Origin of the sequence: Pseudarthrobacter sp. LT1 (assembly GCF_035621795.1) — a bacterium.
Taxonomy (GTDB): domain Bacteria; phylum Actinomycetota; class Actinomycetes; order Actinomycetales; family Micrococcaceae; genus Arthrobacter.
In genome coordinates this window covers 720159-743717 of record NZ_CP141830.1, presented here as the reverse complement: position 1 = coordinate 743717, position 23559 = coordinate 720159, and the positions used below count along the sequence as shown (strand labels likewise).

The window sequence follows — 23559 nt, the reverse complement described above, 5'->3', positions numbered from 1 at the left end:
GCGGGGCTGCATGATGCCCGGCCGGGCAGGTCCCCACCCGGATACTCCCCGTCGCAGCCAGGCAACTCGACGCGCTGCCGGCCGTGACTTCCGTTACCTAAATGTGACTTTCACTTGATCTTCCTGTACCGTCGACTGGGTGCGGTCCCCGTTCGGGCCGCATATCCCGGGTTGACGCCAAGCTCTGCCGCTTCCCCGGATTTCCGATTGAGCAACGGCAGAGGCGGGGGACCCACCGTCCCGGGCAATGAATGCCCTTGGGGTTAAGCCAGTACGTGATTTTCCCGTACGGCCGGATGCCCTCATCCGAACCCGACAGCTAACTCCGCAGGTGTGAGAGGCGATCAATCATGTTCAAAAACACGGCAGAAGCACGCCTGCATGCCAAGGCTAAACATAAGGCCACGCAGCAGGCAAAGAAAACCACCCTGGGCCGCCGGGCCGGAATCCTCGCAGTATCCTGCGCGGTGCTGGTTGGGGTCGGCGCAGCCGGCCAGGCCACCAGCAGCATGGCCCCGGTGTCATCAACCCAGGCAACTCAGGCAGCGTCCGATGCCCAAATGAGCATCGAGAAGAGTGAGATCCGTTCCAACCCGGCGGCGAGCCCCGCTCCCGCTGCAATCGCAGTGGCTCCACAGGCGGCGGAGCCCGCTCCCGCGGCCCCGGCACCCGCCGCCCCCGCGCCGGCCCCTGCACCTGTACCCGCACCCGAGCCCGCCCCGGCTCCGGAGCCGGCACCCGTCGTCGCGGTCAATGACCCCGCCGGCGCCCAGGCCTACGCCGCCAGCCAGTTGGCCACGTACGGATGGGGTCCGGACCAGATGCAGTGCCTCCAGACGCTGTGGACCAAGGAATCGGACTGGACCACTACGGCCACTAATCCCAGCAGCGGTGCGTACGGAATCGTCCAGTCCCTCCCTGCTGAGAAGATGGCCAGCTCCGGCGCCGACTACCTCACCAATTACCGCACGCAGATCAACTGGGGCCTGAACTACATCAAGCTCAGCTATGCCTCCCCGTGCGGTGCGCTCAACTTCCACCTGGCGCACAACTGGTACTAGCCACCGCTCCCCTGCGGCTGCGCGCCGAAGGACCACCTTCCGCGGAGCCTCCCCTGCATTGACCGCGGCCGACGGCGCGTGCCGGCTCCCCGCCGTCGTACGCCTTGGGCAGGGCCACAGCAGGGAATTGCAGCGTCATCGACGGCCCGCATCCATAGGGATGCGGGCCGTGGTGCTTTAATCCCAGGCTGCCTTAACCCTCAAGGTGCTTCAGCTGCAGTGCCTCATGGTGCGGTGCTTGGGGTTGCGGTGCTTTGGGCCGCGGTGCTTGGGGTTGCGTCCGGCCCGGCGTTCCGCCACGGGATGTACTGGACGGACCACTTGTTGCCATCAGGATCGGCGAAGTAGACAAAGTGGCCCCAGGGCAGCACTTCGATGTCACTGACGTCCACACCATTGTTCCTCAGGTGGTCGTGCGCTGCCTGGATGTCGTCCACCACCATCTGGAGCGTGGTTCCCGTGCCGGGTGGGGCGTCCAGGAGCCCCTCGCCCATGCAGATGGAGCAGGCCGACCCGGGCGGGGTCAACTGCACAAAGCGGATGTCGTCCGAAGGCCGCTCGTCGTAGTCGGCGTTGAAGCCCACCTTGTTGACGTAGAAATCCTTGGCCCGGTCAACGTCGGACACGGGGACATAGACAAGTTCCAGTTTCCAGTCCATCCGCACAGGCTAACCGCGGGGACGGCTTCAAAAAAGGGTGAAAACTACCCTGCGATGCCGTACAGGCGGTCGCCGGCGTCACCCAGGCCGGGAACGATGTAGGACTTCTCGTTGAGTTTCTCGTCGATGGAGGCCAGGACGATGTGCACGTTTGCGTCGCCCAGTTCCTCCTCCAGCTTGGCCAGGCCCTCCGGGGCCGCCAGCAGGCAGATGCAGGTGACGTCCGACGCGCCCCGCTTAAACAGGAACTTGATGGCCTCGCGCAACGTGCCACCGGTGGCCAGCATGGGGTCCAGGACGAACACCTGGCGGCCGGTCAGGTCCTCCGGCAGGCGCTCCGCATAGGTGATGATGTCCAGCGTCTCCTCGTCCCGGGCCATGCCCAGGAAGCCCACCTCGGCGGTGGGGACCAGCTTGGTCATGCCCTCCAGCATGCCCAGGCCTGCGCGCAGGATGGGGACAACCAGCGGGGTGGGCTTGGTGAACGCCGTGCCGATGGTGGTGCTGACGGGCGTCTCGATGGTGACGGGCTCCGTGCGGACCTCCCGCGTGGCTTCGTAGGCCAACAGGGTCACCAGCTCTTCCGTCAGCTGGCGGAAGACCGGCGACGGCGTGTTCTTGTCCCGCAGGACGGTGAGCTTGTGGGCGACCAGGGGGTGGTCAACAACGAGAGTACGCATCCCCCAAAACTATCATCCGGCGGTGTCCTTGTTGTGGCTGCCGCGGGCATGCTCCTTGCCGCCGTCGCCGTGGTGGTGCACTTCCTCTGCCACCACATCACGGACGATCGGACGGTCGAACGACGGAGCCGCACCGGCGTGCTCCCGCCTGCGGACCAGGTGGAACAGCCTGTGCGCCAGGATCACCACGCCCACCCAGGTGAGGCCCAGCAACCACCCGGCCGTAACGTCCGTCAGCCAGTGATGGCCAAGGAAGACGCGGCTCAGCCCCATGGCGATGATGAAGAGCGCGCCGGCCGTGATGGCGGTGACGCGCACCAGCATGGTGTTGAACTGGAGGCAGATGAGGTAGGCCACCAGGCTGATCACCACGGTGGTATTCAGGGTGTGGCCGCTGGGGAAGGAGGGCGAATCCTCGTAAGGAGGCACCGCGTCCGCATGGTCCGGGCGGGTGCGGCCCACCAGTTTCTTGCCAAAGGTGGTGGCCATGATGGAGACCCCCGCCGCACCGCCGATCAGGACGAGCGGGCGCCAGTTCCGGCTGAGGAACGTCAACCAGGCGGTGAGGATGCTGGCAAGGATGGGCATGCCGATGCCGCCGCCGATGTTGGTGAAGCCGGTAACGAACGCATCAAGTCCGGGGCTGCGCAGGCTCTCGGCCAGGGCCAGGGCAGGCTTGTCCAGGTTGGCCAGGCCGGCAGAATCCACCACGTTGTCGTACACCTCGGCGCCCAGCAAAGCCAGGGACACGATGATGACGCCGCCCACAAGGATGGTGAGGACGAGCGCCGCGTAAGGTTTGAACCAGAGACCTAGCCGATCCCGAAGAGTGTCCATGGTGCCTCCCGGCATCCGTAAGTAACCTGAGTATCCCCGAAACTATCATTGAGCCATGCCGTTGCCCGAAAAGAAACATGATGCCTGGATGGGCCTTGCCCTGGCGGAAGCACGCAGCGCGCTCGCCACGGAGGATGTTCCCATCGGCGCCGTGGTGATAGGGCCCGACGGCGGGGTGCTGGGTTCCGGCCGGAACCAGCGGGAGGAACTGGGCGACCCTACGGCCCATGCCGAGGTGGTGGCCATCCGGGAAGCGGCGGGGCGGCTGCAGCAACGGGCACGGCTCGACGGCGGCCGCGGCGATGGCTGGCGGTTGTCCGACTGCACGCTGGTGGTCACCCTGGAACCCTGCGCAATGTGTGCCGGAGCAATTGTCCTGGCCCGGATCCCGCGGGTGGTGTTCGGGGCCTGGGACGAGAAGGCCGGCGCCGCAGGCTCGGTGTTCGACATCCTCCGCGAACGCCGGCTCAACCACTGGGTTGAGGTGTATTCGGGAGTCCGCGAGGACGAGTGCGCCTTGTTGCTGCGCGAGTTTTTCGCCGGGCACCGCGGAGCAACTTCTAGTCCTGTTCCGCCAGCAGGGCCAGCACTCCCCTTGCCGTAGCACTCCAGTCCGGAAGGCGTGTCCGCCCCTCCAGCGCTGCTGCGCGCCAGCTTTCCCTGGTGTCCGGGTCCTGAAGCCAGTGGCGCAGGACGCCGGCCAGCAGGCCCGGGCTTTCCTGACCACCTTCCGGAAGTGGCAGCGCTGCCCCGGGAAGCCGGGGTCCGCCGTCGGCCGCTGTTAAACCCGCCAGCCCCAGCGCCTCAACCGCCCCTGTCCCTTCACGGACCAGGACCGGGATGCCATGAGCCAGGGACTCGGTGACGGCCATGCCGAACGCCTCCTGCCGGGACACCAGGAGGCTGAGATCCGTCCGCGCCCATTCAGCTTCCAGCGCTTCGCCGGCGAGCTCACCGGTGAACCGCACCCGTTCCTGCAGGGCGTTCTCCGTGATGGCAGCCCGGACTTTCCGCGCGTAGTTGGGGTCTGCCTGGTCCGAGCCCACCAGGGACGCGGTCCAAGGGAGGTCCTGGACCAGGGCGAGTGCTTCCACAGCCAGCATCTGGTCCTTGTTGGGCAGCAAGGCGGCGACCACTGCCAGGTGCGGAGGCGTGGAACCGCCGGCTTGGGCTGCGGGGTCGACTCCGGGCAGGGCGACGTGTGCCTGCGGAAGCCCTCTTTCGATCAGGACCGACGCTGCCCAGGTGCTGGTGCAGATCACACCGGCTGCTGCCCTGAGAGCCCTGGCCTCGTCTGCAAGGGCTGATGCGCCTGAACTTTCCGGCACCGGCATATGCACCAGCACCCATGTTTCCTGTCCCGTGCGGGCCGCGGCTTCCAGCTCAGCCGGGGCACCAACGGCCACCAGCCCGTCAACGATCGCCACTGGCCGCCCCGGGCCCGCCCCACGTTCGCTTGCTTCGAGGAAGGTGCCCAGCCGGCGTCGTCCGGTGGCGCCGGCTTGCGGCCAGTCCCCCTCAACACTGATCACGTCCACCGCGGCGCCAAGTTCCCGCAACCCTGCAACCAGGCGGGCGTTGTAGACGTTGCCGCCTGAGCTGTGGCGGATGTTGCCGGGGACCAGCAGCCGGATGTGGCGCACGGTCAGGCGGTGAGGTCCAGGGAATAGGCGGCCCACGCATCCGGATTCTCGCGCAGCGTGACGTCGAGGCCTGCGAGTTCGCGGCCGTCGTCGCTGTCCTTGATCCTGGCGGCGACTTCCTGGGCGATGTACTGGGCGAGCGCTTCCGTGGTGGTGAGCTTGCCTTCGAAATCCGGGTGCTCGTCGAGGTTGCGGTAGTTCAGGCCAGCCAGCACTTCCTCGATGATGGTTCCGGCGGCGCCGATGTCCAGGACGATCGCGTCATCGTTCAGGGCACGACGACGGAAGGTCACCTCGGCGACGAAGGTTGCCCCGTGGAGTCCCTGGGCCGGGCCGAACGCTTCACGCGGAAGACTGTGGGCAATCATGAAGTGGCGGCGGACTGTCAGGCTGAACATGGGTTACCTCAAGTTTTCGGAGTCGTGGGCGGCTGGGGTGGGTGCTTGGTTGGTGGCGGGGTACTCGACGACGTGGCACAGCGCTTCCAGGGTGCCGTCCGCCAGGCTTTGGACGACGCCGGGCAGGTCCTCGAACTTGGAAGAGCCGGTCAGGAATGCGTCGAAGACGGGATCCTTCAGCAGCGACACTGCCAGGTCCAGGCGGTCCGCATTGGTGCGGCGGTGGCGCCGCGCACGCGCCACCATGCCTACCTGGCTGGCCCTGATGGACAGCCGCCGTGCGTGGAAGTCCTCCCCCAGCGGGACAGTGACTTCCCGGTTGGCGTACCAGGACATCTCGATGACGTCGCCTTCATCGCCGACCAGCTGCAGGCTGCGTTCGAGGCCTTCCTGCGAGGCCGAGCAGTGGAACACGATGTCGCAGTCGGCCAGGGCGCCGTCGGGGTGTGCGAAGTCCACGCCCAGGGTGTCCGCGAGCCGCGTCCTGCCGGGATCGAGGTCCACAAGCTGAAGGCGTTGCAGCGGGAAAGTGCGCAGAAGCGTGGCCACCATGCCGCCCACCAGGCCTGCACCCACGACCGCAACCCTGTCCCCCAGCCGCGGCCCGGCTTCCCACAGGGCGTTGACTGCTGTTTCCACCGTTCCGGTAAGGACCGCACGCCGGGAGGGGACGTCGTCGGGAATCCTGGTCAAGGACTCCACCGGAACCACGTAGAGGTCCTGGTGCGGGTTCAGGCAAAAGACGCGCTGGCCTTTCCACCCCTCGGGCCCTTCCTCCACGATGCCGACAGACAGGTAGCCGAATTTCACCGGCCCGGGGAACTGGCCTTCCTGGTGCGGGGCCCGCATTTTTTCCGCGACCCGCGGCGGCACTGCCCCGGCGTGGACCACCATTTCGGTGCCCTTGCTGATGCCCGAGTAGAGGGCACGGACCAACGCTTCACCGGGCCCCGGGGCCGGCACGTCCTCGGTTCTGAGCTCGCCGTGCTCCTTGGCAGTGGTCCAGTATGCGGTTGCGTGGATCGGAGTCTGTGAATTTGTCATCTTGCTGATGAATCTAACCGGACGTGCAGGGACGGGGAAAGTCCGACGCCGCGTGGCAGGGTTGATTGCTTCAAGAGACAAGGTGTTGGAGGAGCGCTTCCTCAAGGAGGCTGCGCTCTTTGGCAAGGCTCAGCTCTTCAGGCACCAGCTCTTCGCCCGGCATGATGCGCCCACCTGGCAGGTACCTTTCACCTTGCAGGAATCCCGAGGGCCAGCGTGGTGGTTCCCAGTCCTGGTGTTCGCTTTGGTAGTGGCGGCCGGTGGGTGAGGTCCAGCCGGGTGGTTCGTTCTTAGTGGCGGGTGTGGGTTTCCATCCGGTGGTGTGGCGGAGTTTGTGGTGTTTCGGGCACGGCTGTCCCAGGTTGCTGATCCCGGTGGTACCGCCCTTGGCCCAGGCGAGGATGTGGTCGGCGTCGTTGTCCAGGGAGTTGTTGCTGCAGCCCGGGAACGGGCACTTCCCGTCCCGCATCCGCAGCCAGGACCGCATCGCGCCGGCGACCCGGTAGCTTGTCCGGCCGATTTCCAGTGGTGCCCCGTCCCGCGGATCCACCAGCACCCGGTAGAACGACCCCGCACCGGAGGCGACGAGTTCCCGGGCCATTGACGGTGGGATGGGACCGTACCCGTCCAGCATCGCCGCCTCGTCGGTCAGGCCCAGCAGGGAGAACACCGGGACGGTGACCAGCACCTGCGCCCGGATCGGCGCCTGCACACGGTCCCGGACGGCACCGTCGCCGGAGCTGCCGTTCGCACCCGTACCCTCGGTGAAGCTGCCGCTGGTGCTGTCACTGCCGCGGGTGTCGCTGTGGTTTGGTGTGCCGTTGGTGAGGATCGCGTTGGCGAAGGTGTCGGCCCGGAGCTGGGTCATGGTGCGGCATTCATCCGGTCCCTGCAGGGCCCGGGCGGTCGCGGTGAGCCGGTTCCACCCGGCCTGGGCCTGGTCCGCGGGCAGGTACGCGGAGAGCCAGGCCATCCCGTCCTGGTCCGGCCGGAACTCCACCCGCCGGTCCGCCACCGCTTTGGCGTGGCGTTGTTCGATGGACCCGGCCTGGTGGCGTTCCCGCCAGGTGCGGGCCTTGGCTTTGAACCGGTGCGCCGGCAACCCACCCACCGGGCACCCCCGTGCCGGGTCCGGTGCGTCCGGGTCCAGGAAATGGGCTTCCAACGCCGCAGCCCCCGCGGCATCCAGACTGGCTGTCTCGTCCGCCATCACCACCGCGTGCTGCCAGGAGATCACCCCGGCCTGCAAAGCCTCCAACGTCCGCGGCAACGTCGCCGTGAGGGCGTGCGAGGTGGCCAGGAACGAACCCGCCGCCCGCGGCCCCAAGGCCAGCACACAGCCGATTTCCGCCGCGGCCGCCATCTCTTGCGCCTGCACCGGCACGTCCGGCCCGGCAACGGCACAGGCGGTGGCCGCGTACTTCACCGCGGCCCTGGCCTTCAGCGCAGCAATCCCGGCCTCAACCTCACGGGACCCGGCCAAAATGTCCAGGCAACCATCCGCCAAACCAGCCAACGGGTCCGCCGCAGAAAACGGCACTGCACCGGCCCCATCCACCTCAGCATTCAGCACAGCAAGGGCAGCACGGACCTCCTCAAAAGCCCTCACCACCGCTGCCTTCCCCATGAACCCATCATGGCAAGGGGGTCTGACAATCAATACCGGCCGCCGAAGCACTGGCTTGGCTTACGCACGTTTTGGGGATGCAGGCCTTGCTCCGGTACCCTATTGAGGTTGGTGACGTGTCCGAGCGGCCGAAGGTGCAACACTCGAAATGTTGTTTGGTGTAAAAGCCAACGTGGGTTCAAATCCCACCGTCACCGCCACGTAGAAAGGCCCTGCTTCCCTTGCAAAAGGGAAGCAGGGCCTTTCTACATCCCGGGGAAAAGGTGCCTCCAAGGGACGCCAGGATGTGGACTACCCACCTGTTGGCGACGAAAGCCTCAGCGGGTGGGATCGATCATCGTCATGCCCGCAACATTGGCGGTATCAAGCCGGGGCAGCATTTCGGCAGCCTCCTCCAGACCAATCACGCGTTCGATCAACTTCTGCGGTTCGAGCGCTCCCGACTCAATCAAGGCGAGCATTCCGGGGTAGTCCGCCGCGGCCATCCCGTGGCTTCCAAAGACGTCCAGTTCCCACGCAATCACCCGCGCCATGGGCACACGGGGGTGGCCTTCCACCGGCGGCAGGAGACCGATCTGGACGTGCCGGCCCCGGCGGCGCAGGCTCAAGAGTGCGTCGGCGCACGTCTGCTCGCTGCCGACGGCGTCGACGGAGACATGGCTCCCTCCCGTGAGGGCCTGCACCTGCGCCGGAATGTCTGAACCGTCTGCAACCAGGACGTGGTCTGCGCCGAGGCGCGCAGCCACCTCAAGGGCGGCCGGGTTCCGGTCAACAGCGATCACTTTGCCGCCGAGTGCCTTGGCGATCATGACGGTGCTGAGCCCCACGCCGCCTGCCCCGATGACGGTAACCCATTCATCGGCATTAAGGTCCGCCCGGCCGGTCAGCGCACGGTAGGCAGTGGCGAACCGGCATCCCAGACTGGCGGCTGCCTCGAAGCTGACGCCCTCGGGAATGGCCACGAGATTGGTGTCCGCCGCATGGATCACGACCTGCCCGGCAAACGAACCCCAGTGGGTGAAGCCAGGCTGTTGCTGCTCCGGGCAAACCTGCGCGTTGCCGCCGAGGCACCACTGGCAGGTGCCGCAGCCCTCGACGAATGGTGCGGTAACCCGGTCGCCGGCCGTCCACTTCGTCACTCCCGGACCGACACTGGCAACGACTCCGGCGAACTCGTGGCCCGGGACGTGCGGCAGCGCTATGTCGTCATGTCCGGCCCAGGCATGCCAGTCGCTGCGGCAGAGCCCCGTGGCAACGACGCTGATGACGACGCCGCCCATCGGCACCTCAGGCTCTCCAACCTCCCGGACGGCGAGCGGGCCTGCTATCTGATCCAAGACAATCGCGCGCATATGACCTCCACATATCGACGTTATGCCGCGCACATGCTTGAGCGGCTCCGGCCGAGACATCTTCCCACGTGGCGCCGATGCGCTGAAAAACCTTCCCAAGAGGGTGCCCGGGCCGCTGCGTAATGCCTGGGACCGTCGTCGGGCCTGTTCCAAACCGCGCGTCCAAACGGCGCGGCGGTTAGAGAAGCCGCTGGTAGATGCGGTGATCCTGCCACTGGCCGGCGATCCGAAGGTAGGCGCGCGCCGTGCCGTAGGCCTCAAAACCATTCTTCTCGAGCACCCTCTGCGATGCCGCATTGCGCACCAGGGTGGCTGCTTCGAGGCGGTGGAGTCCGAGTCCATCTTTCGCGATGCCGACGGCCGCGGCCACCGCTGCTGTCATCAGCCCCCGGCCCTGGACAGACTGGGCGATCCAGTAGCCGACGTGGGCGTTTTGGAATGCGCCCCGGACGATCGAGCTGAGCGTCAGGAGTCCCAGAATGCCGTCCCCGCCAGTCAGCACCATGGAAAGCGCTGCGCCTGATTCAAGGTCAGTCTGCCTTCTCCTGATCACCTCGCGCTGGCCTTCGACGGTGTAGAACTCCTCCGCCCTGGCCGGTTCCCACGGGGCAAGGTGGGAACGGTTGGTCTGGAGCGCCTCAGCCAGCGGCCCTGCGTCGGCAGCCTGTACGGGACGGAGAATAATGCCGTCAGCGAGTTCACATGAGAGGTCCACTGCTTCAGGCTACACAGCCGGAAAAGCGCGCAGCCGGGGCCCACCGTTTGTCCCGGACCGGCACTTTGCCCTGGCCAGCAATGAGTCCCTGGCTGCCGCTGCACCTATTGTCGTCACCATCAGGCAGATGGGCCTGAATTAGTCCAAGCTCTGGAATACAAGTCCTCAATGAGAATCCAGGACGGGAATGAACGAATTCTTTACTGCCTCTTTCGACAATGGCGTGCTGCGTTTGCAGTGGAGCCCGGAAGTCCTCATAACCTATGACATGGCCGTACGGGCGGCGCGGGTCCTGGAAGGCCTCAGCGGCGGCCGGATCCTGCCTCTTCTTGTTGACCTCGCGGGGGTTGCGGGATTGACGCCCGAGGCCAGGGCCGGTATGAATGCCTACCGGGGGTTCTCCGCCGTCGCCCTCATTGGGGATGGCCCGATGGGCAAGGTCGTGGCGGCGTTTTCCCGGCGGTCCCTGACTCCCACGGCATATTTCACCAACGCCCCCGATGCCCTGCTTTGGCTTTCGGAGCAGGGCAACCGGGCCGGCACGCCGGGCAAGGCGCTTCGCACTGAGCGCTGAGAGCGTAGCTGTCACTGCTGCGCCGACGGCGGCGGCTTCCTTTGTGCGTCACTGCCGGCGCGTTTTTTGATCCCCAGCAGCATGGCACGATCCATGACGAGGTAGCCCGGCCGAAGGACGAAATCCATCAGGCGAAGACCCCACGGCCGTCCGGGGCCGGACCGGGTGCGGAGCAGCAGCCTGGTCCCCGCACCACCGGCATCCTGCAGGACAAACTGCCAGGTCCCGGTGACCGTCCCCGGCGGCGCACCAGGGCTCAAGTCCAGGACCAGATGGCGGCAGCTCTCGATATCCACCACCCGCGGCCCACTGCGTCCGCCCGGATAACCTTCCGGCATGAAGGCAATAATGTCTCCCACCTGGAGGTCCTGCCACTCGGGGTGGATGCGGTCCGCATTGGTGACGCCCAAATGGAGCAGCCCGTTCTCCACCCAGGTGTAGGAATACAGGCCCGCACGGTCCACCCCCATCTGCAGGAGCCACGGCCAGACCTCCTCCCGCGGGGCATGGACGGTGACCGCCATGGTCTGCACTTCAGCCGGAGCGGGAATCAGTTCGTCGCCGGGAAGGGGCTCGATCTTTCCGGCTCCGTCGCTCCCCAGGTGCCCAAGGCCCGGGGCATGAGGCCATGCGTAATGAACCCGGCCGCGGCGGCAATGCCGAAAACCGCCGGCAACCAAGGGCGCAAACCACCAGGGCGCAAACCACCAGAGCGCGAGCCAGCCGAGCGGAAACCAGCACTTGCCCGGTTCCCCCGCTGTGACGTTTTTACGGTAGCCAGGAAACCCGGCGTCAGGCTGGTCATGGCATCGCTCCTCCGGATTTGGATGCAAGGAGCGTATGGGCAGGGTTCCCCGGGACCCAGAGTCCAAAGCCCCCCGTACCGGCCCCTAGGCCCACAGTCCACGGCTGACCCGCACCCAGTGCTTGACGGTCCCGTCCCGCACGCGCTAGAAAGTAAGTAGCCTTATTATTTCTCGATCCTGCACAACAGTTCCGCAAAAGGAAAACATGCCATGAGTGACAAACCGGGTAACCAGACACCGAATACGCCTGATGTGAGTGAGACCGAACTGCGCAACAAGAAGGTGGACGAACTCCGCCAGGAGGCCAAGAAGGAGCACATCGCCGGCGCTTCGGGCATGCGCAAGGAAGAACTGGTGAAAGAGGTGGCCCAGGCCCGGCAGGGAGACGCGGATAACGGCCAAGGCCACAACAGCCGCTCCGGGGCAGACGACGCGGAAGACCTGGGAGCCGGCCCCGACGGCGGCAGGATCCGTCATGGCGACGACTCGTCCAAGTCGTTGAAGTACTCGCAGGAAATTACGTCCACCGAGGAGGAGCCCGAGCGCGAAGGACGCAGCCTCGCGACCACACACCATGAGGTCATCAGGCAGTGGGCGGAAGAACGCGGCGGCGTTCCGGCGACAGTTGACGGCACGGAACACGGGGACCACCTGGGCGTCCTGCGCATCGACTTCAGGGAGAAGGACGCGAACCTTCGCGAAGTCAGCTGGGAGGAGTGGTTCAAGACGTTTGACGACCGTGGGCTCAACTTCATCTACCAGGAACAGCGGTCAGATGGGAGACAGTCCAACTTCTTCCGGCTGGAGAACCCGGAGCGTGAAGACGCCTAGCGGGCACCCGGGCCTGACGCATGAAAGAGGCGCTACCGCTGCTGCGGTAACGCCTCTTTCAGTTGGTTCCTAAAGCCGGGTGTCGAAGGACCCGCAGAACACGTTGTCGTTGAACGTGCCCTGGAACTCCGATTTGCCCTGGATCTTTTCCACGGCTGCCCGGATGGCTTCCCGGGTGCCCGCATGGGCGTGGATCGCCGTCTTGACCATGGGCACGTCGATCAGGTGGTTCGGCTGGTTCAGGGAGACAAACACCGTGGGAACTTCCGTGACATACCACGGGATTTCCGCCGCCATCGGCGAGGACCACTTGATCCGGATGGCTGCCTCCTGCGCGAAGCCTTTGACGTTGGCGAAGACAAACGCAGCGTCGTACTTCTCCGCGTAGTCCCCCGTGGCTTCCTCCGAAATGATGGACATGAAGTTCACCCCGATCTCCCCCGCCGCCTCACGCTGCTCAGCGGTGCGGAACAGGTGCACTTCGAAACCCGCCGCTTCGAGTTCCTCCTTCACCACCTCCAGGTAAGCCAGCGGATCGGCACGGGTGAAGTCGGAGCCGCCGGAAATGCCGTACAAACGGATCCGGGGATGCGTCTGCGGGGTGATGGGCAGGTTGCCAGCAGTGTCCTTGACCAGCGTCACGGTCTTGTCCGCAATCCCGGCAGCCACGGAACGGTGCTCAGCGGATCCAATAACCGCAAGCGCCTCCGTAGGCGGTACCAGTTGGTCAGCGGGCTTCAGGTGCAGTCCCAGCGACGCCTTCAGCCCAAGGATCCGCCGCAGCGCATCGTGGAGCCGCTGCTCCGTGATGATCCCGGACTTGTAGCCTTCCAGCATGTACTGGAAGTCCTCGGCCGGGTTGCGGAAGAACAGGAACATGTCGCAGCCGGCAGCGATCGTGGCCGGAACCAGGTCCCTGCGCTTCCGCGCCTGAGTGAGTCCCACCATCTGTGACGCATCGGTGAGCACCAATCCGTTGAAGCCGAGTTCGCCGCGCAGCAGGTCCTGCAGCAGTTCCGGGGACAACGTGGCGGGAAGGATCTCAGCGTCAGAGAGGCCTGGCCGGAAATGCCGGGAAACCTCCGGGGCCCCGATGTGGCCCACCATGATGGACTGCACGCCGTGCGCGATCATCTCCCGGTACACGTGGCCGTACGTCCGGTTCCACTCCTCATAAGGGAGGGTGTTGTAGGACGTCACGACGTGCTGGTCGCGCTCGTCAATTCCGTCGCCTGGGAAGTGCTTCATGGCGCAGGCCGTGGGCGATTCACTGATGCCGTCGAAGTATTCCTTGGCGCGCTCCACCACGATTTCCGGAGTGTTCCCGAATGAGCGCGTGGAGATGACGGTGTTCCGCCAGTTGTAGTGGATGTCCACGATCGGCGCGAACGCCCAGTTGCATCCCAGGGCCGCCGTTTCGACTCCTGCCACCTGCCCCATCTGCCGGGCGATGGCCTTGTCCGGGTGCGAGCCTGCCTGCAGGTGCGTGGACACGAAGGTGCCGTCGTCGCAACTGCCGGCTCCGCCCATCTCCGGGTTGGATGCAATCAGTAAGGGAATCCGGGTTTTGGACTGTGCGTAGCGGATGTGTTCCTGCACGGCTATCGAGGGACCCGGGCGGTACCGCATGCCGCCCACATGGTAATTCTCCAGCACGCCGTCCAGATACCCGGGTGAGTAGTCATTGTTGTGGTTGATGAACAGTTGCCCGATCTTCTCCTCGAGCGTCATGGCACCCAGGGTGCCTTCCACCCAGGCGATGGCGTCGCCGTCGAGATTGAACGGGGCAGCCGCCAGGTCGACGTCGAACCGGCCCGGCGCGGTGCCATGGGCACCGTTGGCAGGACGTACGACGGCGGCAATCCCCTTGAGCGCCTGGGCCACCACGTCCGGGACGGGCGCGGCGATGTCCACCACCACGCCGGCTTCGTCCTCCTGCAGCGGTTCCAGGGTGGCAAGCTGGGAGTCCAGCAGCGTGGTGGGCATGAAGTGGCCCGACCTGCCTTCAAGGCGCTGCGCGAGGACCTCCTTGCTGCCGTTCAGGTGCAGGAAAATGGTGTCCGGTGCCTGTTCCCTGATGGCGTCGCGGTAGCTGCGGCGAAGGGCAGAGCACGCCAGGACCAGTCCACCGTCGCCTGCCTTGGCCAGCTCGGCGCCCACGGTTGCGAGCCAGGGCCAGCGGTCCTCGTCGGTCAGCGGGGTTCCGGCCGCCATCTTGGCGACGTTTTCCACAGGGTGGAGGGAGTCGCCGTCCAGGAACGGGACACCCAGTTCGCGGGCCACAAGGTCGCCGATGGTGGTCTTGCCGCAGCCGGAAACACCCATGACGATGATGCGGTGCTTTGTCATTGTTGGTGCCTCACCAGTCGTGGCCGTGCTCACCAGTCATGCACCGTGCCGTCGACCAGCCGGTTGTAGGGCAGGTAGGCCTGCTGGTAGGGGTAGGCTGCTGCGGCTTCTTCGTTGAATTCGACGCCGATGCCGGGCTTGTCGCCCGGGTGCAGGTACCCGTCCACGAAGGTCATGGACTGTTCGAAGACCTCGTTGGTCTTGTCCGAGTGCTGCATGTACTCCTGGATCCCGTAGTTATGGATCGCCAACCCCACGTGCAGCTGCGCCGCGAACCCCACCGGGGAAATGTCGGTGGGGCCGTGGAAGCCGGACTTGATCTGGTACTGCGCGGCGAAGTCCATCACCTTCTTCAACGGGGAAATCCCGCCAAAATGCGTGGACGCGGCCCGGACGTAATCGATCAACTGTTCCTTGATCAGCGTCTGGTAATCCCACACGGTATTGAAGATCTCCCCGATCGCCAACGGCGTGGTGGTGTGCTGCCGGACCAGGCGCAGACCCTCCTGGTTCTCCGCCGGAGTGCAGTCCTCCAACCAGAACAAGTCATACGGCTCCAACGCCTTGCCCAGCTTCGCGGCCTGGATCGGCGTCATCCGGTGGTGCCCGTCATGCAGCAACGGGATCTCCGGACCGAACTCGTTCCGGACCGCCTCAAACACGGTCGGCAAATGCCGCAGGTACGCCCGGGTATCCCAGTCCTCCTCCACCGGGAACGCACCCCGCCCGGCCGGCTCATAGTCATACCGCTCCCCCGACGCCTGCGCCTGCGCGGCAACACCGTACACGGCCTTGATGCCGGGGACGGCGGTCTGGATCCGGATCGACTTGTACCCCAGCTCCAGGTGCTCACGCACGGAATCGAACAGCGACTCAATATCCGACCCCGAAGCGTGCCCGTACGCCCGCAACCCGTTCCGCGACGCACCACCGAGCAGCTGGTACACCGGCATCCCCGCGAGCTTGCCCTTGATATCCCACAACGCCATATCCACCGCAGCGATCGCCGCCATGGTCACCGGACCCCGCCGCCAGTACGAGGACCGGTACAGGAACTGCCACGTGTCCTCGATCCGGTGCGGATCCTTCCCGATCAGCAGCTGCGCCACATGCTCCTTCAAATACGCAGCAACGGCGAGCTCCCGGCCATTCAACGTGGCATCACCAATACCGGTCACACCATCCTCCGTCGTGATCCGAAGGGTCACAAAGTTCCGGGAAGGACTGGTAACGAAGACGTCGGCGGCAATGATTTTCATGGGACTAACTGTTCCTTCCGGAGGTAAAAGCGGGATTCAGGTACGTGCAGGGGTGGCGGCCGGGGTCGTCGCGAAGGATCCGCACAGCCGGGCAACAAGGGCGACGACGTCAGGGTCGTCCGCGAGGGCAGCGCTGACCAGGCGAAGCAACCCCTGCACCCGTTTGGTTCCGTCAAGCGACACGGCAGCCTGGATTTCGGCGGCGAGCGGATCCTGGAAGTCGTTTCCCGCGGTGACGTAGTCAATCCAGGCGGCAAGCATCAAAGCGCTGCCTGCGCCACTGCGGCCGTCGGCCCGTTCCGCCGTCATCACGGGCACCGCGCGCATGCGCAGCTTCGTGGTGGCATCGGCCGCGATCTGGGCGAGCCGGTGGGCGATGCGCGCGTTTCCGAAGCGTTCCAGCAGGGCCTGGCGGTACGTCGGGATGTCCAACCTTTCCGCCTGCAGGTGGCGGGCTGCCTCGTCCCAGAAGTCCTCCACGGCTTTCCGGCAGAGGGGGTCTGCCAGGGCGTCCGCCACAGTGGCATGTCCGCGGAGCTGTCCCGCGTAGGCCAGGATGGAATGCGAGCCGTTGAGGAGCCACAGCTTCCGGTTTTCATAGGGTTCGATGTCACCGACCACGACGGCGCCGGCCTCCTCCCAGCGCGGACGTCCGGCCGGGAAGTCCCCGCTGAGCACCCAGTTCCGGAAAGGTTCAGCCACCACCGGCGAATTGTCGCTGTAACCGCATTGCTCTTCCACCTCTAGGATGTCCGCCTCGGTGGTCCGCGGCGTAATCCTGTCCACGGACGTGCTGACGAAGCTGACGTTCGCTTCGATCCACCCGGCCAGCCCGGAACCCCACCCGGATGCAAGGCCCAGGACGGCGCGGCGGGCAACTTCACCGTTGGCGGACAGGTTGTCGCAGCTGACGACGGCGAGTGGGCCGGCGCCGCTGTCCCGGCGCCAGGCGAGGGCCAACACCAGGCGCCCCAGCGGCGTGCCGGGCACTCCGGCCACCCCTGATTCTGTTCCTCCCGACGCCGCTGCCGACAGCGCCCGGAGGTCATCCGCCACACCCGGAGCATCGGCGTCGAACGTTCCATCCGCAGCCAGCCCGTAGGCAGCCTCGGTGATGGTCAGCGTGACGATCGCGGTCTCTTTCGCCGCCACAAGCCCACAGAGCCGTGCGGTGTTGGCGCCGTCCACCGCCTCCACGATGCTGCCGATGACTTCGAAGCTGTCCCCGCCGGCCGACCGCTCCACCAGCGTGTAAAGGCAGTCCTGGCGGGACAACGCTGCCGCGGCGTCGGGGCGGCGGCCCGTGAACGCCGCGATCCCCCACTCCGCCGCGTCCGGGGCGTGCTGGGTGTACCAGGCCTGGTGGGAGCGGTGGAACGCCCCCAGCCCAAGGTGCACGATGCGCACCGGGGGTTTGGGCAGCGGCTTCAGGCTGCGGTTGAGTGCAGGCGGCGCGGCGTTCACAGCTTGAACACCCGCCGGGGAGACGCGTCCACGAGGTCCACGATCAGTTCATGCGCGCGTTCCTCGCTGACCCGGTGTTCAGCAACCAGCCTGGCCAGGAAGGACGCCTCGATCCGCCGGGCGGTGTCATGCCGGGCCGGGATGGAGCAGAACGCACGGGTGTCATCGATGAAGCCGGAGGACCGCGAGAAGCCGGCCGTCTCCGTCACCGCCGACCGGAAGCGCAGCATCGCATCCGGGGCATCGAGGAACCACCACGGCGCCCCCAGGTATACCGATGGGTAGAAGCCCGCCAACGGCGCCAGCTCCCGGGAAAACACCGTCTCATCCAGGGTGAACAGCACCAGGTGGAAGTCCTTGGCCGTCCCGAAGTCCTGCAGCAGCGGGCGCACCGCCTCCGTGTAATTGACCGCCACCGGAATGTCATGGCCGGTGTCGGCCCCGAATGCCTCGAACGTGGGCGAATGGTGGTTGCGGAACGAGCCCGGGTGGATAGTCATGACCAGCCCGTCCTCCACCGACATCCGGGCCATCTGGTACAGCATGTGCGCTTCAAAGGCATCCCGGTCCGCAGGACTGACGTGGCCTGCCCGTCCCCGCTCGAAAAGCCGCAACGCCTCGCCGTCGTCCAGTTTCAGCGTGGCGGGCGTGAAGACGCCGTGGTCGGCGGAAACCGCGCCGCGCTCCACGAAGTGGCGCCGGCGCGCTTCGAGTGCCTTGATGTAGCCGGCGTAGCCGGAAGCGCCCTCCCCTGCTGTGTCGACGAGGCGTTCCACGTTGTCCCGCCACACCGGATGCGCCATGTTCAGGTACTGGTCCGGCCGGAAGGTGGGCAGCACCCTTGCGGCAAATGAAGGGTCGGCGTGCAGGGCCGCGTGGCTGTCCAGTGAGTCCAGGGGGTCATCGGTGGTGGCGAGCACCTCGATGTTGAATTCCTTGAACAGCTCCCGTGGCCGGAAGCCCGGCTCCGACAGCTTGGCCTGCAGCGCGTCATACAGCCTGTCCGCATTGTCCGCGGACGGTTCCTCCGGCAACCCGAACACGTGGGCAAACTCCTGCCGGATCCAATACCCGGACGCGGTTCCCTCGAAGTGCGGCCACGCCTCGCAGAAGCGGCGCCACACCTGCCGTGAATCAGCAGGCTGACCGCTCAGGCCCAACTGGTCCATGGGCACCCCACCCGCGTGGATCAGCCGGGTGACGTAGTGGTCCGGCGTGACCAGCAGCGCCGCCGGGTCGGGGAAGGGGGTGTTCTGCTCGATGATTGCCGCGTCCACGTGGCCGTGGGGGGAAATGATCGGCAGTCCTTCCACTGTTTTGAAAAGCGACCGTGCGATGTCCCGGACGCCGGGATCGGCGGGCAGCAGCCGGTCCGGGTGATCCGCTATGGGCTGGCCCATGCTCAACGCCTTCCTGCCGGGACGGAGAGCCCCGCCAGGGCCGCGGTGGAACGAAGGTAGTCCAGGTTGTCAGCCGTCCGCTCCGCCAGCGGAAGGTCGGTGGAGAAGTCCTCCACGGTCACCCACCCGTCATAGCCAAAGGCCGCGAGTGCCTTGAAGTACTGCAGCACGCTGCCCTGGCCCGAGCGGAGTGGAGCCCACTCGTTCCGGAAGACGGCGGCGCCGGACTCATCGGTTTCGCCGCTGTTGACCCAGACCGCGTTCTTCACGTGGACATGGGCCAGGTAGTCGCCCAGGAGCTCGAACGCGGGGAGGTAGTCCTCCTGCCCTTCGATGAGCAGGTTGCCCAGGTCATGGATGACGCCCACGTGCCGCGGATCCAGCCCGTCCAGCAGCCGGAGCGCTGACGACGCGGAAGCGGTGATGGTCCGGTGGTGCAGCTCAACGAGCGCCTTCACGCCATGGTGGGCAGCCCGTTCGGCGATCCATTCGAAGTCCCGGCGGGCTGCGGCAAAGAGCTCAGGGTAGGGCGTGCCGCTGGCCGGTTCATTGCCCCAGGCCGCAGTTCCCAGCGGAAGCGTGGTCACCCTGACTTTCTCCGCGCCCAGCCGGGCCGTGGCGGCCAACATGCGGTCCACGTCTGCGTGGTTGTCGCACCGCGCATACCCGCCAATCCCGGAGAACTCCAGGCCCGCCCCGCTGGTCAGGCTGGCGATGCGGTCCAGGTGGTCTTCCACCCCGGTGAGCGGGACCGTGGCCCTGTTGCCGGCCCAGAAGCCGGGCTCCGCCGCCTCAGCTTGGTCGGTGACGCGCCATTCGACGCCGTCCCAGCCCTGGTCCGCGAGGTGCTGGACAGCCTCTTCCGGCGTCCATTCCGGGGTTGATGCCGTAAATACTGAAAACTTCATGGCCTCAGGCGCTTTCTGCCGCATTATTGCCGGTGCGGACTTCGAGATCGTTGTACTTGCCCGCCAGAACGTCATCGAAGAGGACGGGCTGGCCCAGGGTCGCCGATACGTACACGGCCCGCACCGCTGCGAGCGCGTTGACGGCGTCGCTGACAGTGACGCCGGGCTGTCTTCCAGCGGCGATAGCGGCCAGGATGTCCCGGTACTGCCGGACGTGCCCGGCGGGGTACGTGGTTGGGTCGGCTGCTTTGTAGTCCTCTTCCGGGTATTTGGCCAGTTCCTCTTCGGCCTGGTTGCCCCCGCCCTGGAGGCCCATGTCCGCGGACTCGCCGCCGGCGTCCCTGCTGTGGAAGTACTCCAGCCGGTCGTTGTCCACCACGGCTGATCCTTCGGATCCCATCAGCTGGACGCGCACGGTCAGGCCGGGGTAGGCGGCGGTGGTGGCGTGCAGCACTGCCAGTCCCCCGTTTTCAAAGGTGACAGTGGCAACGGCGGTGTCCTCCACCTCGATCCGTTCATGGGCCAACCGTGCGGTGTGCGCGTGGATCTCCACCGGACGTCCCATGAACCACAGCAGCAGGTCCACGGTATGGACACCCTGGTTCATGAGGGCGCCGCCGCCGTCCATGGCCCACGTGCCGCGCCAGTCGCCGGAGTCGTAGTAACCCTGGCTGCGCCACCAGGCCACGGAAGCGATGGCAGAGGTCAGCCGGCCGAAGCGTCCCTTGGCTATGGCATCGGCAACAGCCACGCTGGACTGGTCAAACCGGTGCTGGCTGATGACGGAGGCCACGATCCCCTTGCCAGCGGCTTCCTTTGCCGCGGCTTCGATTTCCTGGGCCCGCGTGAGGTCCACGTCGAGGGGCTTTTCAATGACCACGTGCTTGCCGGCGGCCAGGACTTCCAGGCCCTGCTGGATGTGGAGGCCGCTGGGCGTTGCCAGTGCAACGAGATCAATGTCCACCGCCGCGAAGGCGTCCGACAGCGTGCTGAACTGAGGCGGCCGCTGCCCGCCCTGGTTCCCGATGAAGTCGGCGAGCGCTTCGGAAGCCGCCGGAATGGCATCGACGAGCGCCACAATCCGGGCATCCGGGAAGGACTGAAGGGCTACGGCGTGGGTGCGCCCAATGACGCCGCACCCGGTGATGGCTACGTTCAAGGTGCTCATGCGGTCTGGACTCCTGCTTCTGCGGTGACTTTTGCAAAGGCCCGGGCGGCGATGCCGAAGGCGGTGGGGCCGGAGAACCCGCCCAGGCCGTGGGCGCCCGCCAGGTGCGGCTCCAGCGACGCGAAGCCCTGGTACCCGTCGGCTTTGAGTGCTTCGACCGTCCTGAGCAGGTCACCGTCCCCTTCGCCGGCTGGCGTTACGTGGCCGTTGGCGAAGAGTGCGTCCTTGACCTGCAGGTACTCCAGGTGGGGGCGCAGCTTGGCGTAAGCCTCGTCGAACGGCTTGACCCCTACCTGGACAAAGTTGGCGGCATCCCACGCCACCTTCAAAGCGGGCGAATTGACGGTCTGGATGATGTCCAGGACCCTGTCCGGGACGTCCCCGAAGATGTCCTTCTCGTTTTCATGCAGGAGGATCACACCCGCTTCCTCCGCGACGTCCGCGAGCGCCCGCATGCGTTCCATGACCGCGTCGCGGATGCTCTCCACCTGCACGGACTCGCCGTAGTAGAAGGAGAAGATGCGGATGTACCTGGCATCCAGGACCTTGGCGGCGTTGACCGCGCGGCGCAGACGCTCCACCTCGTGCTCCACGGGAAGGCTGACATCCACCTTCCCGATGGGCGAGGCGATGGCTGAGACCTTCATGCCCTTGCTGTTCAGCAGTGACGCCAGTGCCTGCAGCTGCTCATCATTGAGGTCCACAATGTTGGTGCCCCAGGCGCTGCGGACTTCGATGTGGTTGGCGCCGAGCGCCTGCAGCACTGCGATCTGGACCGCGGGGTCGTCGTCGATCTCGTCGCCAAAGCCTGACAGCTGCCACGTGACCTGGTTGGTCGAAACCATGGTTATTTAACTCCTCCGGCGGTCAGGCCGCCTACTAGGTAACGCTGGAATATCAGGTAGAGAATGACCACCGGCGCGGCGCACACCAGGGCCGCCGCCATCATCTGGCCGTAGTAGGGAATGGCGCCACCTTCCTGTGAAGCACCGAAGATCTGGAGTGCGACGGCGGCGGTCTGGCTTTCCGGACGGGTCATCACCGAGGCGAACAGGACGTCGTTCCAGCCGAGCAGGAAGGCGAAGATGCCGGAGACGACGATGCCGGGCCAGCTCAGCGGGAGGATGATCCGGAAAAGCACTCCGAGGTTGGACGCTCCGTCGATGCGGGCTGCCTCTTCCAGTTCCTTGGGAAGCCCGCGGAGGTAGGTGACCATCACCCAGGTGGAGAACGGCATGGCGAACGTCAGGTAGGTGACGAACAGTCCCCACTGGGTTCCGATCACCTGGATCCCGAGGTAGGTGGAAGCCGAGGAAAACAGGACGAAGACCGGCAGCACCATGAGGGTTCCGGGCACCGACTGCAGGGCCAGCAGGCCCCGCAGGATGGTCAGCCGCCCGCGGAAGGTGTAGCGGACCAGGACGAACGCGGTGGACACGGACAGCGCGGCGGACACCACTGCGGTTGCGCCGGCCACCAGCACACTGTTGGTGAGGCCCGTGGCAAGGCCCACGCTGGTCCAGATCTTCGAGTAGTTCTCGAACGTGACCGTAGATGGCCAGAACTCGCCGTTGGCCACCCCGATGTCCGAGTTCACCGAGGCCAGGAAGATGTACAGCACAGGAGTCAGGACCAGGACGCCCAGGAACACCAGAACGAAAATCAGCAGCGGGGTCGGGAGTAGCCGCAGCACCTCGTGCTGCCGGTGCGAGCCGGGACGGTCGACTTCGAAGGTCGGCGTACTCCGCCGAGTGGCTGTCGTGGCGCTCATTTCTTGCCTCCTGGTGTTTCGGCGTCGTCAAGCTTGACGGCACGCAGGTAGACGAACAGCGGGATGGCGATGAGCACCAGGGAGATGAAGGCCATCGCGGCGCTTAGGCCAAACCGGAAGCTCTGGAAGCTCGTGACGTACGTCAGGATGGGGAGGACTTCGACGTCCGCGGGGGCCGGGACGCCGAAGAGCACGAACGGGAGGGTGAAGTTGTTGATGTGGTGCAGCATCCCGATCAGGAAGGCCAGCGACAGCGGGCCCTTCAGGTAGGGGAAAACCACGTACCGCAGCTTGTTCCACCACAGTGCACCGTCCAGGGCCGAGGCCTCATGCACCTCATGGTCAACTGACTGCAGGCCGGACAGCGCCAGCAGGTAGATGAACGGCCAGGACGCCCAGATCTGGACCAGGACCAGCGTCCAGAAGGTCTGCGGTCCGTTGAGCCACAGACCCACGTGGATCCCCACGGCGCCCAGGGCCTCGTCCACGATTCCGCCGGGCTGGAGCATGGTCCGCCAGACCGTTGCCACCACGAAGGATGGGAGGACGTACGGGATGAGGAAGATCGAGCGGATCACCGCCCGGCCCTTGAAGGCGTTCTGCGTGGCCACCGCGGCGGCGATGCCGAGCGGCAGCGTCACCACCATTGCCAGGAGCGAGTAGCTGACACTGAGCCAGACCGCGTGGAGCAGGGGCGAATCCGTGACTGCTTCAACGAAGTTTTCGGCTCCGATGAGCGGCGCGCTGATCCATTTCCGCAGGGTGTACTGGTCCAGGTTGAGGACTGACATGTAGATGCCCAGCAGCAGCGGGACCACGATGATGATGATCATCAGGGCTCCGCCCGGGATCAGCATCCACAGTGGGCGGTTGCGTTCGCTCAGGCCCTTGCGGCGCGGGCCGCCCTTGTGCCCGGGCTGCTGCCCGGCGTCGTCGGTATTCCGGGGTGCCCGGCTTGCGGCGGGATCCGCCGCAAGCCGGACTTCATGAGAGGCGTCGGTTGACATCAGAAC

Annotated in this window: 23 protein-coding genes, 1 tRNA gene and 1 riboswitch; of the genes, 5 read left to right on the top strand and 19 right to left on the bottom strand. The window is 65.9% G+C overall.

Annotated features, from left to right (window positions below; all coding sequences use genetic code 11):
* The first annotated feature begins 183 nt into the window (after positions 1-183).
* A riboswitch (cyclic di-AMP (ydaO/yuaA leader) is annotated at positions 184-345 on the top strand.
* Between the two features lie 5 nt (positions 346-350).
* Complete coding sequence (locus tag VIK36_RS03610) at positions 351-1061, top strand: hypothetical protein (protein WP_324644091.1); 711 nt, start codon at positions 351-353, stop codon at positions 1059-1061.
* 224 nt (positions 1062-1285) lie between these two features.
* Here the strand turns inward: VIK36_RS03610 and VIK36_RS03605 are convergent, their stop codons facing one another.
* From VIK36_RS03605 to VIK36_RS03595, 3 genes are read right to left on the bottom strand one after another with little or no spacing between them, the layout of a single operon-like run.
* Positions 1286-1720, bottom strand: coding sequence for a glyoxalase superfamily protein (locus VIK36_RS03605; RefSeq protein WP_324644090.1), 435 nt, complete (start codon positions 1718-1720; stop codon positions 1286-1288).
* 44 nt (positions 1721-1764) lie between these two features.
* A complete protein-coding gene (gene upp, locus VIK36_RS03600; RefSeq protein ID WP_141158139.1) occupies positions 1765-2400 on the bottom strand; it encodes a uracil phosphoribosyltransferase in 636 nt (211 codons plus the stop codon).
* A 12-nt stretch (positions 2401-2412) separates the two neighbouring features.
* A complete protein-coding gene (locus VIK36_RS03595; protein ID WP_324644089.1) occupies positions 2413-3237 on the bottom strand; it encodes a phosphatase PAP2 family protein in 825 nt (274 codons plus the stop codon).
* Between the two features lie 55 nt (positions 3238-3292).
* Between VIK36_RS03595 and VIK36_RS03590 the strand changes: the two genes are divergently transcribed.
* Entirely contained in the window at positions 3293-3841 is a 549-nt protein-coding gene (locus tag VIK36_RS03590) for a nucleoside deaminase (protein ID WP_324644088.1), read from the top strand.
* Here the strand turns inward: VIK36_RS03590 and VIK36_RS03585 are convergent.
* The 4 genes from VIK36_RS03585 to VIK36_RS03570 form a co-directional block, all read right to left on the bottom strand.
* Positions 3798-4880 (bottom strand): glycosyltransferase family 4 protein, encoded by a 1083-nt coding sequence (locus VIK36_RS03585; protein WP_324644087.1) that lies wholly within the window; start codon positions 4878-4880, stop codon positions 3798-3800. The genes VIK36_RS03590 and VIK36_RS03585 overlap by 44 nt on opposite strands.
* 2 nt (positions 4881-4882) lie before the next feature.
* Complete coding sequence (locus tag VIK36_RS03580; protein ID WP_324644086.1) at positions 4883-5278, bottom strand: 6-carboxytetrahydropterin synthase; 396 nt, start codon at positions 5276-5278, stop codon at positions 4883-4885.
* A gap of 3 nt (positions 5279-5281) precedes the next feature.
* On the bottom strand, positions 5282-6322 hold the full coding sequence (locus VIK36_RS03575; RefSeq protein WP_324644085.1) for a dehydrogenase: 1041 nt from the start codon (positions 6320-6322) through the stop codon (positions 5282-5284).
* Between the two features lie 70 nt (positions 6323-6392).
* A complete protein-coding gene (locus VIK36_RS03570; RefSeq protein WP_324644084.1) occupies positions 6393-7949 on the bottom strand; it encodes an HNH endonuclease signature motif containing protein in 1557 nt (518 codons plus the stop codon).
* A 110-nt stretch (positions 7950-8059) separates the two neighbouring features.
* Here VIK36_RS03570 and VIK36_RS03565 point away from each other — a divergent pair.
* Positions 8060-8149: transfer RNA gene (locus tag VIK36_RS03565), tRNA-Ser, on the top strand.
* A gap of 117 nt (positions 8150-8266) precedes the next feature.
* Here the strand turns inward: VIK36_RS03565 and VIK36_RS03560 are convergent.
* Both VIK36_RS03560 and VIK36_RS03555 read right to left on the bottom strand, forming a co-directional pair.
* On the bottom strand, positions 8267-9301 hold the full coding sequence (locus tag VIK36_RS03560) for a zinc-dependent alcohol dehydrogenase family protein (protein WP_324644083.1): 1035 nt from the start codon (positions 9299-9301) through the stop codon (positions 8267-8269).
* 178 nt (positions 9302-9479) lie between these two features.
* Positions 9480-10016, bottom strand: coding sequence for a GNAT family protein (locus VIK36_RS03555; RefSeq protein WP_324644082.1), 537 nt, complete (start codon positions 10014-10016; stop codon positions 9480-9482).
* A 187-nt stretch (positions 10017-10203) separates the two neighbouring features.
* Here VIK36_RS03555 and VIK36_RS03550 point away from each other — a divergent pair, with 187 nt between their 5' ends.
* On the top strand, positions 10204-10590 hold the full coding sequence (locus VIK36_RS03550; protein ID WP_324644081.1) for a hypothetical protein: 387 nt from the start codon (positions 10204-10206) through the stop codon (positions 10588-10590).
* An 11-nt stretch (positions 10591-10601) separates the two neighbouring features.
* On the opposite strand, the gene VIK36_RS03545 is transcribed toward VIK36_RS03550, so the two are convergent.
* Positions 10602-11114, bottom strand: coding sequence for a hypothetical protein (locus tag VIK36_RS03545; protein WP_324644080.1), 513 nt, complete (start codon positions 11112-11114; stop codon positions 10602-10604).
* Positions 11115-11606: 492 nt separating this feature from the next.
* Between VIK36_RS03545 and VIK36_RS03540 the strand changes: the two genes are divergently transcribed.
* Positions 11607-12227 carry a Rho termination factor N-terminal domain-containing protein gene (locus VIK36_RS03540; protein ID WP_324644079.1) on the top strand — a complete coding sequence of 207 codons (621 nt, stop codon included), beginning with the start codon at positions 11607-11609 and terminating at the stop codon, positions 12225-12227.
* Positions 12228-12296: 69 nt separating this feature from the next.
* Here the strand turns inward: VIK36_RS03540 and VIK36_RS03535 are convergent, their stop codons facing one another.
* From VIK36_RS03535 to VIK36_RS03495, 9 genes are read right to left on the bottom strand one after another with little or no spacing between them, the layout of a single operon-like run.
* Positions 12297-14576, bottom strand: coding sequence for a gluconokinase, GntK/IdnK-type (locus VIK36_RS03535; RefSeq protein WP_324644078.1), 2280 nt, complete (start codon positions 14574-14576; stop codon positions 12297-12299).
* A gap of 29 nt (positions 14577-14605) precedes the next feature.
* Positions 14606-15835 carry a D-mannonate dehydratase ManD gene (manD, locus tag VIK36_RS03530; RefSeq protein ID WP_324644077.1) on the bottom strand — a complete coding sequence of 410 codons (1230 nt, stop codon included), beginning with the start codon at positions 15833-15835 and terminating at the stop codon, positions 14606-14608.
* A gap of 36 nt (positions 15836-15871) precedes the next feature.
* Positions 15872-17299, bottom strand: coding sequence for a mannitol dehydrogenase family protein (locus VIK36_RS03525; protein ID WP_324644076.1), 1428 nt, complete (start codon positions 17297-17299; stop codon positions 15872-15874).
* Complete coding sequence (gene uxaC / locus VIK36_RS03520) at positions 17296-18699, bottom strand: glucuronate isomerase (RefSeq protein ID WP_324644075.1); 1404 nt, start codon at positions 18697-18699, stop codon at positions 17296-17298. The genes VIK36_RS03525 and uxaC overlap by 4 nt, the downstream gene beginning before the upstream one ends.
* Positions 18700-18701: 2 nt before the next feature.
* A complete protein-coding gene (locus VIK36_RS03515; protein ID WP_324644074.1) occupies positions 18702-19607 on the bottom strand; it encodes a sugar phosphate isomerase/epimerase family protein in 906 nt (301 codons plus the stop codon).
* A gap of 4 nt (positions 19608-19611) precedes the next feature.
* Positions 19612-20775 (bottom strand): Gfo/Idh/MocA family oxidoreductase, encoded by a 1164-nt coding sequence (locus VIK36_RS03510; protein ID WP_324644073.1) that lies wholly within the window; start codon positions 20773-20775, stop codon positions 19612-19614.
* Positions 20772-21620, bottom strand: a complete 849-nt coding sequence (locus VIK36_RS03505; protein ID WP_324644072.1) for a sugar phosphate isomerase/epimerase family protein — start codon at positions 21618-21620, stop codon at positions 20772-20774. Before VIK36_RS03505 ends, VIK36_RS03510 begins: the two co-directional genes overlap by 4 nt.
* Positions 21621-21622: 2 nt before the next feature.
* On the bottom strand, positions 21623-22546 hold the full coding sequence (locus VIK36_RS03500) for a carbohydrate ABC transporter permease (protein ID WP_324644071.1): 924 nt from the start codon (positions 22544-22546) through the stop codon (positions 21623-21625).
* Positions 22543-23553, bottom strand: a complete 1011-nt coding sequence (locus VIK36_RS03495; RefSeq protein ID WP_255174393.1) for a carbohydrate ABC transporter permease — start codon at positions 23551-23553, stop codon at positions 22543-22545. The genes VIK36_RS03500 and VIK36_RS03495 overlap by 4 nt, the downstream gene beginning before the upstream one ends.
* Positions 23554-23559 lie beyond the last annotated feature (6 nt).